We start from the raw sequence: 12,901 nt of genomic DNA on the forward strand, positions 1-12,901 counted from the left end.
CAAAGGAATAATAATGAATAATCCACTGGAAACATTTGAATCAATAAGAGATTTTTATATTTCATACCTTGAAACAGCCTTCCGTATTGATTCATCAGACATACAGTCTGAACGGCGAGCGTTACTGGAACAGCAAGGGACATTATGTGCCGATCTATTTCTTGAACCGATGCCCCGATATCAGCATTATGGCTTAACTATCAGCGAATTACGAAATGATGCTTATGGCCAGACATGGTTGCCAGGGTTTAATGCGCAACAAAGGGCGGCATTCATCGACCTCTGTTTAGGTGGACTTCTGCCCCACAATAAAACGGATTCAACTAAGGGACGTTTTAATCTTTATACCCATCAACTGGACATGCTGAAAAGAGGGGTACAGCCAGGGAAACCGGGTATTGTCACCTCCGGGACCGGTTCCGGTAAAACCGAATCATTTTTACTGCCTGTTCTGGCACAGATCGCAAAAGAAGCTACCGGCTGGCCGCAAAGCCCGGTGTTGAAGTGCTGGCAACCGTGGTGGCATAAGGTAGCGGATAAACAGCCCAGCTTCATGCGCGAGCATGAAGCCGCTGCTCGTCCGAAAGCGGTACGCGCGCTGATCCTCTACCCGATGAATGCCTTGGTAGAGGATCAACTGGTACGTATGCGACGGGCGCTGGATTCCAGCGAAGCTCATGATGTCATGGATACGCATTTCGGCGGCAACCGGATCTTCTTTGGCCGTTATACCAGCGCAACTAAAGTAACTGGCTGGCTTAAACATCCCCGACTCAGTGAAGAAAAAAATGAGAAAAAGCGCGTGGCTAAAAAAATCACTGAGCTGCGTGAATATATGCAATTAACGGAAGAGACCCATCAGGAGGCGGTACGACAAGCGCAGCAGGACAAGGATAACGAATTATCGTTTAATTTCCCCCGAACCGCTGGCGGAGAGGTTCTCAGCCGCTGGGAAATGCAAAAGACACCGCCCGATATTCTGATCACCAACACCAGCATGCTCTCAACGATGCTGGTTCGCGAGGTGGACGATCCTATTTTTGAGCAAACCCGACAGTGGATTGAGCGCGATCCTGATGCCTATTTTTATCTTATTCTTGACGAACTTCATCTACAGCGAGGAACCGCTGGTACTGAAGTCAGCTACTTGCTTAAACATTTGATCAACCGGCTGGGGCTGGATCAGGAAAAACACCGACACAAATTGCGCATTCTGGCCTCCAGCGCCTCTTTACCCGTTGAAGGTGCTGAAGGTGATCAAAGCGTCGAATATTTATGGGGGATGTTCGGTCAGCGGGGATTACCCGCAGGTGCCTCTTCCAGCGACTGGAGAGAATGTATTATTAAAGGTGACACCCTTCCCCCGGGCAATATGTCTCTTTTCCAGGGGGATCTGGAGGCGTTTTATCACGCAGTGCTTCAGTTACAGCAAGCACCACTTACCTCATTACAACACTGGCAGAATGTCGCCCGCAGCATGGAAATGACAGCCAGTGAAGCCTCTACAGAACAACTAGCGCAACGTGTCGTTTTACAGGCGGGCAACCTGCTTGAAAGTGGCTGCTATACGGACGATCATTCTCCGAGAGCTACGTCAATCAAAATGCTTAGTTCACGCCTTTTTAACGCCCAACCCCATAGTGACAAAGCGCTCCAGGCATTAATCTGGTTACGTTCGACTGAGGGAGATTGGCCGCAATGGTTTTCACATGCCTTTCCTGATGATATCGGTGCGCCACGTTTCCGCGCTCATGCTTTTTTGCGCGCTCTTGAGGGGTTATATGTCGCGCCATTGCCCATCCCTAGCGCTGCATCTGCGCAAGAAATTAATCAAAGATATTTTGGCGATCTTACCGTGGAGTCCGGCTTACGTTACGGCAAAGATAAAAAATCGCGGCGTGTCGAATTACTCTATTGTGAATGTTGCGGTAATCTCTTTTGGGGGGGTAAACCTTCGGTCTTTTCCGGTTCAGAAAGTCGAATTGAACTTTTACCCAACGACCCTGATACGGAACAACTGCCCGAACACGCAAAATCAGTCATGGTAGAACGCCGATCTGCTGAAGAATACGCGCTATTTATGCCTGTTGTCGAACGTTTCTGGCCGAAAGGAAATGAGGAGCTAAACAGCGATAATGACAATACTTTTGGTACTTGGGTAAAAGCCAGCTACGATCCATTTACCGCCACTATTCAACACCCAGTATCGCTCTTAAAACCGCTACCGGAAAACCATATAGCGGGCTGGTTCTATTACGTCAAACCCGGTGAATTTGCCTCCTCGGAAAGAGGCCAGTCATCCAGCCAGTCACCGGGAACGGCGCTACCTTTTCAGTGTCCGGCGTGTGGTACGTCCTATAAATACGGCAAAGGTAAGCTCTCCCCAATCCGTAGCTTTCGCGTCGGTTTTTCGAAAACGACACAACTACTGGCCAGCTCGCTAATGGCGGAACTACAGCGATCGGGTAACCGTGAGCAACTGGTAACGTTTTCAGACAGTCGTCAAGATGCCGCAAGGGCGGCGCTCGATCTGGAATCGGGTCACCATGACGACGTCAGACGAGAAATTGTTGTCCATTCGCTACAGACTATTGCGGCTGATAAACCGTCCCATAACCAACTAAAAATACGCCAGGCAGAGATAGAGAACCGGAACAAAACACTAGTTAACCTCAGCGTAAGGTCGGATGAGGAAGAGGATGAATTGGATCAACTTGCTGATGAACGAAAGAAAATCAGAGGGTTATTATCAAAGCCTGAATCTGACAGCATACCTCTGCGTGAAATCCTCGAACCTGAATCACCGGATGCAGGTCAACCGCTTGGCCCGCTGTTAAGGGCGCAGGTAGATGCAGGTATTCACCCTTCCGATCGTACTGGCATCGCGCCTGTTCCCGATCCAGAAAAACATGAAGAAGGCACGCTGACCTTTGCATGGCAACAACTCTTTGAAAAGAACACGCAGGGGGAGTGGTGCTGGAAGGCGCTTCCATCCTATGAAGACAACCTGCTTGTGGCACGACAGGAGATTTCACGCGATCTGAAACGGCTGGTGGGGGAAAGCGTATTCAGTAAAACCTACTTCGCGCTGGAAGAGTCCGGTTGGGGTTATCCCTGCCTTCCCATTACCGGAAACGACTCACGGGAACATCTCGCGATTTATGACGCAATGTTTCGTGTGTTGGCGGACGCATACCGGGTTACCCCTTCACAATATACAAAGACAGAAACTCCATGGAGTTCAGCGCGTGATGTCAATCGTAGAAACCGCCTGTACCGTTTTACACAGGAGATATGCCAGTGTTCAGGAGGCGAGCCTTTATCTTTAATTGATAGTTTTCTCCGGCGACTAGAGCTGGCGGGTCATCAGGGCGGTATTATTGATATTGGTAAAATGCATTTTCGCCTGGCGGAACCTACAGATCGCGTCTGGCGCTGCTCCCGCTGTGGGCGTATACACATGCACACCGGCGCGGGAATCTGTACTCGCTGCTACTCTCCTTTACCAGAAACGCCGTGCAGTGAGGCAAAAACGCTCCAGATGCAACACTATCTCGGCAAACGTCTCTCACATTCTTCTGGTACTCACAGGATGCGCTCAGAGGAACTGACTGGAATGACCGAAAATCCGGCGGCAAGGCTACGCCGGTTTAAAGGTATTCTGATTGCCGACGACGATGATATTTTACCGGAAGGAATGAAAGATTTTGCGCCCGATAGAGACCTTGACCGGGCAGCTCGCGTGGTCGATGTGCTTTCCGTAACCACCACCATGGAAGTGGGCGTTGATATCGGTGATTTACGCGCGGTCTTTCAGGCCAACATGCCACCACAGCGCTTTAATTATCAACAGCGTGTCGGACGTGCCGGACGACGTGGACAGGCGTTTTCATTCGTCTTAACCGCGTGTCGCAGCAAGAGCCACGATCTGTTCTACTTCCGCCACCCGGAAAAAATTACTGGCGATCTCCCTCCGCCACCGTTTCTGACCACAAAGCTGGAAATGATCTGCCAGAGACTGGTACGAAAAATCTGGCTGGTGTCGGCATTCAAATGGTTAAGGCAGCAAACGGAAAAAGCCGATCACCCATGGCCGGTTGACGACTACGCACACGTCCCTGATAACCATGGTGAGTTTTTCCCGGTGCACTGGCTGAAAGAAAACCAAACGGACTGGCTGCCAAAAATCCGGCAGGCTATCGAAGCAACCATCCTGGCGCGCGATGAATTTGCCCGGACCAGCACACAGCAAAACCCCCATTTGTCCCAGAAAATTATTCAGCCTTTGACGCCGGAACAGCTGATTCAGGATATCAACGCCGTACTGAACGACAGCGCGATGGAGGCGAAAGGACTGGCAGAAGCATTGGCGGAACACGGTAAATTCCCAATGTATGGCATGCCGACCCGATCACGCCTTTTGCTGACAAGGCCAGTCAGCACAGGTGAAAAAGAAATCGAATTCGCCAGCATGGACCGCGATCTGGATATTGCGATACAGGAATTTGCCCCCGGAAAAATTCTGGTTCAGGATAAACGACGCTACTTTACAGCAGGTTATAGTGGACTGCTTAAACAGAGCAGAAAAAATCCACGATCATTTTATTCAAATGCCTGCGAACCGGGTGAACTCAGAACAATGACCGCCTGTCCGGTGTGCAACATCTGGGCTCCGGCAAACTCTCTGGCCACCGAATGTACTATCTGCGGTGCCGTTATGGATAAGGCAGAGCGCTATCAATGCTATGTTCCTTATGGATTTATCACCACGCTGGAGCCAAAATCGGCCAAAGAGGATTTTGATCAGATCCTGACCACGGCCAGTCGTGTATCAATTGCAGAAGCCTACACTTTTTCTGCCACGCCAGAGCCTGACGTTAATGTGGCGATACAGCTTCAGCCGCAGACATGTCTGCACCGCCTGAATCGGGGAATTTATACCGATAAAACATGGCGTGGTTTCAGCGCAACACAGGGGAGCCTAACGGTCCCTTTCAGAAAGCAGGGGACCTACCAGCCGCTTTGGGCTAACCGGGTTTGGATGGATAGTCAAATTATTGAGGGCGACCTGTTAGTTAAAAAACGCTTTAACGATCGGGGAGAAACCCGAAACACATTTTATCTTGCCGCGCCTAAAGTGACTGATCTACTTGCGCTGATGGTTGCCCAAACCCCGCTGGGTCTCCGGCTACAGTATTCCACTCTAACTCCGGCATTCAGAGCTGCTGCGCTCTCGGCGTCTTTTATCATTGTTAACTATGCATCAAAAGAGCTATTGGATATTGATCCTGAAGAAATTGAAATTCTGGAACCCCGCGTTCAAATGCTGAAAAACGGTAAGTCGGTACCAGTTCTGCAAATGGCCGATCGTCTGGTTAATGGTTCAGGGTTATGTGAACGGCTGCAGCAGAAGGACGCATCCGGTTCTCTCATTATACTTGAGGTCATGAAGAAGATTTTAAATAACAAAACGGCTTACCCGCTGGCTGAGTTCCTGCAATCCGATCATCGCGAACGATGCTTTCAAGGATGTTATCACTGCCTGCACCGATACGGAAACCAGCCGTATCACGGGTTGCTGGACTGGCGTCTGGGACTGGATGTTATTCAACTTCTTCTGGATCAAACCTATAACGCCGGGCTGAACGGTGATTTTACATCTCCGGGCGTGTCTGACTGGCCGGAAAATGCCCTACGATTAGCTAAAGAGGCCGCTTCGCTATACAGCGACAGTGACGTAAAAGTAATGGGGAATATACCCGTGATTCGCACCGGTGACGGGCGGTGGGCCGCCGTACTACATCCATTCTGGGATCCCGATGCTGCATTTGCTGCAAACCCCGAACTTGAGGCATTTTCATATGAGGTGGACGTAGACGCGACGAATACTTTTGCGTTGTCCCGCCGCATGGGGACTGAAATGGCGAAATTACGGACTCAGGCGTCCTCATCTCAGGAGTGTTAATGCAATGAATGAAATGACGCTATCGCGTACTCGTCCGGTGCTTCCTTCCTTGTTGGGTTATTTCGCCGTTTGCCCGGCGAAATACCTGCTGGAAAGTGAAGCTCATTCTTACGCTCGTTTACCGCTGCACCCGGGAGTGATTCTGGGCCAGGTAATACATCAACGGGTCAATTCAGTGATACGCAGGGAGGCCGCTTTTGGGAATTATACCCTCAGGCAACTGGAAAATGATTTTTCGATCGAGCTGACAGCCAATAGACGTGCCGGGCCGGTAGCAAACTGGATATATGACCGTCAAGGCGTTGCCGGGCTGGTATCACGCCAAATGCTTGTTACCCAGATCCGCTACGTCAGATCGCTTATGCCACCTGTTTTCGTAAAAGGGGGCCCTGCACACGAAAAAACATTACCCGTTGGCCGGGAGGTTATGCTGACCAGCAATGTTTTCGATATGCATGGGCGGGCCGACCTCATATATCAGGAGCGACCCGATCGGTTAAACGTAGTTGATTTGAAAACCGGAAAGGTAACAGACGAACTAAACCAGCCGAAAGAAACTAACCTGTTACAGATTGCGGCCTATGGCATAATGGTAAGAGAGCGAGCACCTGATATGAACATTGGGTTAGTTCTGACGGGGAGCCGTGATAGTTGGGAAGGGGTACTGAATACAGACCTGATTGAACGGGTCACTACGATTATCAAAAATATTAATCGACTTTTGCCACGGAATATCCCACTTTCAGTATATGAGTTGGCTTGTCCAGGCACGTACTGCTCCCATTGTTCCTGCCGTTGCTCGTGCCCTGCCTGGACAGAAAAGCTACGCAAGCAGATGCAACTGTCTCTTTCTGATCATCAGCATGGCGGAATCGATATTAGTGGAAAATTACTTGATGCGGAAAGTGACGATCATCTTCTTACGCTGAAGATCCTGCTACCCGATAATTCAGTTGTTAAGGTCTTTCGTGTGCCTTCCAGCACCATCCCAGATCCAACGGAAATAATAGGAAAACAAATTGCATTGTACGGATTAAACACCTTCAGTGAGACACCAATAGAGTATTTTCCCCGCAACTTCTACGTCATCAATATGCAGGATACAAGAAGATCGGCGTTTCAGTTTCACTGGCAGAGTGAAGGAGAGAATTAGACCTGGGGAAAACGCTTACCTTAAACAACGCTCGATGGTCTTACCCGTAATATATTGACGCTCAGCCAGCGGTGATTACTCATGACAAAACCAGCATCGACCAGCAAAATGACCCATAAGCAGTACATACCCTAATTCCTCGATGAAGCCCTGAAACTGGCTGAGCGTATTGGTATCGCTGCCGCTGCCCGTGAGCTCAGCCTGTGACCTGCTCCCTTTTGATTAATACATGCGATTCTTTTTAATGTCTGCATATGGCACGGAGCGCACATATAGAGTCAATTAAGTTAGCGCGTCGGAACAACGGCGGCGGTCATTGATTTGTCACAGTCCCTAACATTACTAATGTGTAGCATGAATGTCTTCGGCTGTTGTGCCAATCTGAATCAATCCCATCCACCGGTCAAATTCTAAAAAAAATCCTCTTCTTGTCGACTGGCATCCTTTGCCGTTTAACTATCATAAACCATACACATTTATATAAAATTGTCCCTTGCCATCCTCTGTTTTCTGTATCCGATACGAAATTGGCAACGAGTCTTTCATGTTTGGTTTGGCGAAAGTTAGATCAGCAGCACACTGATAAACTTCAAGACCTGGCTCATGACTTAAAGTCCTGACATTATCGACAGAAATTCGGACATCCTTATCCAACGTCATTCCTTTCTCTATCGTTTTCCTCGCTATATCAACGACCAGATTCTTGGCATCATCACTGTTGCATTTGGGCGTCTTATCACCGCAACCGACCATTAAACCCGCTGCAATCAACACCAGAAGCATGTTTACTTTCATTTATTGTTTTCCTTCAATTCAAAGTTGTTGTCTTGTTATTTTTTGTTGTATTGGCCATCCATTAAACCCGACGCAGAAGCACCGCAGTATCCTTCACAACTACGCGTCATAACGCCGGCTTTCCCATTATTCATTTCACTGAACACTGCAACACACTGGCTGGAACTATCATTCCAAACCCAACGGTGCTTCTGATTCTCGCCAGCAGCTATTTGTTGTGCTGTCCCCTCCATATTGCAGGTCCCTGAGCCATCCCTGACTGATGCACTTATACTGAACTCCGCATTACTATTACTTGGTTTCAAGGCTAAAACAGCGCCGGGTTTGGAGTACTGAGCAGCGATTGTCGGAAGGGCAACGCCTGCCAGTAATAACGCAACAAATGTTCTTTCCATCATTAAATTCCTTGTTAGTTGATACGAATGTTTTTGGTGATTTTCCCTAGTGCCAGAGGTCTGCGTTTTTCCACAAAGAAATACACAACGTTGAAAGCTGATTTACGGTGATTCCCCCGACCCAGAGAGGGCCAGTTACGGAAAGATTCGATCTGTTCTTCTGAATAGGGCGTGTCAGAGAAGTCAAACAGCACAAGCAAGGCTTTGCCGTCATGCTTCATCAATTTCTTAACTTCTGTACTGTTGACGGTCGCGGAGACATTGGAACGTGCCGCAGTTGGTTTACGTACTGCAAACTCAACGGCTACATCATCAATCACAAAGTCAATATAGCCATGACCTGAGACGCTGCCAGGTAGCTTGCTTTTGACTTCCGGTGAGACATTATCTGCAAACCAACCGAGTAGATAGCAGCGCACTAATGGCAGTAATTCCCGCTCGCTACATTCATTCAGACGCAGTGTTTTGACAAATTCTCGCCGGTAAAGAGAGCTGAAAAAGTACTCAAAGCAATCCGTTATCTCAGTAATGGTGGTTGCCACAATGTTCTCCTTTTTGTCCACCTTTGCTCTGCTGCTCAACAGATGGGGCTTTCAATCCAGTCTGGTTGATCGGTTGTAGTTGCTTTTGTCCATAAAGGACGTAAACATAAATTTTATGTCCATTAGTGATGTTCATGCAAGAGTAAAAAAGCCCCAGAATTCCTCTTATGGACGTTCTGGAGATAAAATGATGGTTAAACTGATGGCAGATTCAGCTGATAAGCTGGTAGGACAGCGTATTCAGGCCAGACGTAAAGAAGCAGGGCTAACCGCTGCCGATCTTGCAGAGACTATCGATATCTCTCAACAACAACTTTCCCGCTATGAACGCGGAACGAATAAGATCAATATTGCTCATTTAGTCAAAATTGCTGTTGCTTTAAAAACTCCAATCAGTTGGTTCTTTATTGATTGTATGGAGGATTTAAATGTTTCTGATATCCCGATTAACTACGCCACTGGGCTTGACGTTGAATTAAAACAACGTCTCGAACAAGTCTGGAATAAGCTAGATAACACTAAGAGGAAAAGCTTAATTATGTTTTTAGATGAGTTTATAAAATAACAACCAAATTAGTTCCTGAGTGAAATTATTTGCATTAAAAGCATGGCGCTGGTAAAATAACATTGCTGGATAGTGTCATATTGTCCAGTAGCTGATACAAACTAATTGCCAACTTAGTATTTCATTTTATTATCCCATCCTGATGGGAGGGCGCCTATCGTCTAAACAGTCAGTATGGGCAATGGCCAATTATTGGTTTGTATCATCAATTCAAATGCATATTTGCCGGAATAAAAACGATGAGTGTTATCCATCAGGAAGGGTTAGCTATGCCCGTCGATCAGGAATTAATAAATATAATATTAAATGAAGCGGGAAATTCACCGCCGCATAAAGCAAAAATTACAGCCGTCAGCCTGTTATTTAAAGACCTAAGCTACAGCGCTGAAAAGGGCGGTTACCATCCTGTCGAAATACGTCTTATTTCACGCAATGATAAATGGTATTTTGATTACATCACCGACTTCAGTTATATGGGGACGGTATACCCCGAACTGGAAAAGGAAATTGATATCAGCTGGAGTCAGCAATATGTTTTTCTTGCTCATGTTGGTGATCTGCCTGTTAACGCCGGAAGGGAGCTATTTGAACTCTGGCAATCCAACTTTATTCAGTATCACGCTATGAACATCTACACTATTACCGTTCTCTGGGAAAGCTAATCCTGCCGCACTAATTATCACTACTGACATGGAGAATTATCTGTGACTACTGACAGAGGGATACGTGCGTCTCAACAGGGCGAACTGGACTGTCTTTGCGGTGCTTATTGCATGGTTAATATGCTGAGCTGGCTGTATGACGGCAGGGTGAAACGACGCCCGTTAATGAACCGGCTTATTCAGGCTTATCAGCAGCGTTGGCCCTTGCATGAATGGCTGACTGAAGGGATTGAAGAAGACCGTTTAGACTGGCTGATAGCTCAGGTATTGCAGAAAGGGTATTACAGCCGCCAGTTCCCGGTTCAAATTACCAGACCCTTTGCAGGGAAGCGAGGGTTATCAGACGGGCGACTTTTCAGGGAAATGCAGCGGTTTCTTGACGTCACTGACCACTTCCGCCTGATTATGCTCAGCGACCAGTTTCACTGGTCCCTTCTGGTCAAAATAGATGAAGAAACGCTCTGCTTCTTTGACAGCAACGGGCGAGCCACCATGCCCCGCAAAACATTCTCCCTGCGTACTGGCGTAACCCGCCGCCAGCTGTTTCCTGACGCCATTTACTTCATTGAACGGGAGTTCTGAAATGACCCTATTTACCCAACGTGAAACCCGTATCCTTGACCAGGCGCGTGACATTATCAGCCGGTATTACCAGCGTGGGGTTCAGCTCTGTTCCCCTGATGACGTTCGACGGTGCGTAATGGTTGAGCTGGCACCGCTTGAACATGAAGAGTTTGGCATCATCCTGCTCGATAATCAGAATCAGCTGCTGCACAAGGAAATCCTGTTCAGGGGTACGTTAAACTCGGTCAGCGTTCACCCCCGTGAAGTTATTAAGCGTGTACTGAAACATAATGCCGCCGCAATCATCCTTGTCCACAACCATCCCAGCGGCGAGCCTGAGCCCAGCCGTTGCGATATCAAGTTGACTAAAAAGTTTCAGGAGCTGCTGGAAATGCTGGATGTGCGGTTGCTTGACCACTTAATCGTCGCCGGGACTGAAACGGTGTCGATGGCTGAACGGGGGCTGGTGTGATGCTGAAAGTTACCTGGTTTAATGTACGTTATTGCGGGTTACGAGCATGAGCAGGACTACGTTGCTTCAGGTCGCGCCAGTGGTGAAGACTACCGTGTTTGATGCGTATATTGGCGGTCTGGCACCCTCGGGGCGGCGGGGTATAACTAGCCTGTTAAACCGCAGCGCCAGCATACTTAAACGCGGTACTGGCGCAAACAATCACCCGTGGGAACAACTCAACTACGCCGCCGTCGCTAAAGTACGTGCGGCACTGCTGGATGACGGTTACGCCGTGTCATCGGTCAACATGGCGTTGTCAGCACTCCGGGGTGTGGCGCAGACGGCCTTTAACCTCAATTGCATGGATGCCGAAACGCTGGCCCGTATCCGATCAGTGAAGCGCGTAAGTGGCGATATCCAGAGGAAGGGAAGGGCATTAGACAGGCAGGAAATCCGGGCGCTGATTCAGGCCGCTAAACAGCATCCGCAGCATGTACGGCGCTACCGTGATGTCGCTATAGTGCTGACACTTTGCGGAACAGGCCTGCGGGCCGGGGAACTGGTTAAACTTGAGCGCCGGGACTATGACAATGGTGTTCTCAAGGTCAGACAGGGAAAGGGGCGTAAATACCGTGAAATTCACGTGGCGGATGCAGTGGATAAGGCTATCCGCGCATGGCTGAAAGTTGGCGCAGACGAGGCTCACAGCGCACTGTTCAGTCGAATTCAGCGCAACGGTAAGGTCGCAAGCCAGCCGCTGACTACGACCGGGTTAACGGGTATCCTGGCTGATTTACAGCAGACGTCAGGTATTGCACGTTTCACCCCACATGACATGCGGCGCACCTTCATCACCCGTTTACTGGAGCAGGGCGTGGATATCAACACCGTCCGCCAACTGGCAGGCCACAGCGACATATCCACGACAACCCGCTATGACTGTCGTGGTGAGAGCATGAAAGTCAGCGCCAGCAAACGCATCAGGTGTTTTTAGCTTTTGAGCCGTTTCCAGACGCGGCTTTAGTTTTATCTTCAGCACTCAACCGCGCGTACTTTTGATTCTGGACGTTAATCAGTGCATTGATATTTTCAGGCTGAAGTACCCACGCAACATCCTCACGCGCCCATTCTTTACCGTCAGAGAGTCGTTTTAACCGGGGTTTCCATATTCCATACTCATTAAGTTTTTCTGCTACCGAAGCATATTTCTCACGATCTGACTCCCCCGTATGAAGCTTGTCAAAACGACCTTTTACAAGCTGGTAAACAGTGTAGATTTCCAGTGCCTTAGGGGACCTGGCCGGGACTATCATGGGGTGTTCCTCCGACCTATAAATCCCGTTTAGCTCTCCCTCATTGAGCAGGTCATTAAACATGTGGTTCACGCAGGCACTCAGCACATCCGCCGCTTTCTCTGCAGCGAATTTATCCGGGCTAAAACCCGCTCCCGTCAGTTTCCGGGCAATCAGTGCCAGCTTTTGCCGGGTATCCCGCCCCAGATAGAGCTTCTTCTCCAGAAATTCAAAGACCTCGTTACTGCTTTTCCGTTCCCGGTGGCATCTGGCGTCAGCCTTGTTGCTTTGGTTACCAATCATAGTCACCTCCATGAGAGCATTTTGTACAAAATATCACCATTGAGCCTCAGTGAAAATTGCTTCTTTATATGACCGTTTTGGAGACAGAAATAGATGATCTCGAATGACATCCACATTAAAGATGCCCTTAAAGTGCTCAACGAAGGCATCGTTGAGTGAATCCTTGCGTTTTTTGGTGGTTGTAAATAACCCCGCTCCTGAAACAGCTCAA

At 48.6% G+C, this 12,901-nt stretch carries 11 protein-coding genes and 1 pseudogene; 8 read left to right on the forward strand and 4 right to left on the reverse strand.

Features of this window, described 5'->3' with window-relative positions:
• The first annotated feature begins 13 nt into the window (after positions 1–13).
• From OGV38_RS09900 to OGV38_RS09910, 3 genes and pseudogenes are all read left to right on the forward strand, one after another.
• Positions 14–5,965, forward strand: coding sequence for a DEAD/DEAH box helicase (locus OGV38_RS09900; RefSeq protein ID WP_316416966.1), 5,952 nt, complete (start codon positions 14–16; stop codon positions 5,963–5,965).
• Between the two features lie 4 nt (positions 5,966–5,969).
• Positions 5,970–7,118 (forward strand): PD-(D/E)XK nuclease family protein, encoded by a 1,149-nt coding sequence (locus OGV38_RS09905; RefSeq protein WP_102601655.1) that lies wholly within the window; start codon positions 5,970–5,972, stop codon positions 7,116–7,118.
• Positions 7,119–7,199: 81 nt separating this feature from the next.
• Positions 7,200–7,322: pseudogene (locus tag OGV38_RS09910) on the forward strand (IS3 family transposase); the annotation flags it as partial.
• Positions 7,323–7,577: 255 nt separating this feature from the next.
• On the opposite strand, the gene OGV38_RS09915 reads toward OGV38_RS09910, so the two are convergent.
• Genes OGV38_RS09915 through OGV38_RS09925 form a run of 3 tightly spaced genes read right to left on the reverse strand, consistent with a single transcriptional unit; the run spans position 7,578 to position 8,850 of the window.
• A complete protein-coding gene (locus OGV38_RS09915; RefSeq protein WP_102601656.1) occupies positions 7,578–7,913 on the reverse strand; it encodes a hypothetical protein in 336 nt (111 codons plus the stop codon).
• Positions 7,914–7,948: 35 nt separating this feature from the next.
• Entirely contained in the window at positions 7,949–8,308 is a 360-nt protein-coding gene (locus OGV38_RS09920; RefSeq protein ID WP_102601657.1) for an acyl-CoA dehydrogenase, read from the reverse strand.
• A 14-nt stretch (positions 8,309–8,322) separates the two neighbouring features.
• Complete coding sequence (locus tag OGV38_RS09925) at positions 8,323–8,850, reverse strand: hypothetical protein (protein ID WP_102601658.1); 528 nt, start codon at positions 8,848–8,850, stop codon at positions 8,323–8,325.
• Between the two features lie 190 nt (positions 8,851–9,040).
• Here OGV38_RS09925 and OGV38_RS09930 point away from each other — a divergent pair, with 190 nt between their 5' ends.
• The 5 genes from OGV38_RS09930 (at position 9,041) to OGV38_RS09950 (ending at position 12,089) form a co-directional block, all read left to right on the forward strand.
• Positions 9,041–9,415 (forward strand): helix-turn-helix domain-containing protein, encoded by a 375-nt coding sequence (locus OGV38_RS09930; RefSeq protein WP_039695432.1) that lies wholly within the window; start codon positions 9,041–9,043, stop codon positions 9,413–9,415.
• 269 nt (positions 9,416–9,684) lie between these two features.
• A complete protein-coding gene (locus tag OGV38_RS09935; RefSeq protein ID WP_102601659.1) occupies positions 9,685–10,077 on the forward strand; it encodes a DUF2787 family protein in 393 nt (130 codons plus the stop codon).
• Positions 10,078–10,197: 120 nt separating this feature from the next.
• A complete protein-coding gene (locus OGV38_RS09940; RefSeq protein ID WP_353622393.1) occupies positions 10,198–10,659 on the forward strand; it encodes a hypothetical protein in 462 nt (153 codons plus the stop codon).
• Between the two features lies 1 nt (position 10,660).
• Positions 10,661–11,113, forward strand: a complete 453-nt coding sequence (locus tag OGV38_RS09945) for a JAB domain-containing protein (protein WP_102601660.1) — start codon at positions 10,661–10,663, stop codon at positions 11,111–11,113.
• A gap of 46 nt (positions 11,114–11,159) precedes the next feature.
• Entirely contained in the window at positions 11,160–12,089 is a 930-nt protein-coding gene (locus tag OGV38_RS09950) for a tyrosine-type recombinase/integrase (protein WP_102601661.1), read from the forward strand.
• Here OGV38_RS09950 and OGV38_RS09955 read toward each other — a convergent pair.
• A complete protein-coding gene (locus tag OGV38_RS09955) occupies positions 12,076–12,690 on the reverse strand; it encodes a hypothetical protein (RefSeq protein ID WP_016248782.1) in 615 nt (204 codons plus the stop codon). The genes OGV38_RS09950 and OGV38_RS09955 overlap by 14 nt on opposite strands.
• Positions 12,691–12,901: the final 211 nt, after the last annotated feature.

Origin of the sequence: Citrobacter sp. Cb080, from assembly GCF_030334745.1 — a bacterium.
GTDB lineage: Bacteria > Pseudomonadota > Gammaproteobacteria > Enterobacterales > Enterobacteriaceae > Citrobacter > Citrobacter braakii.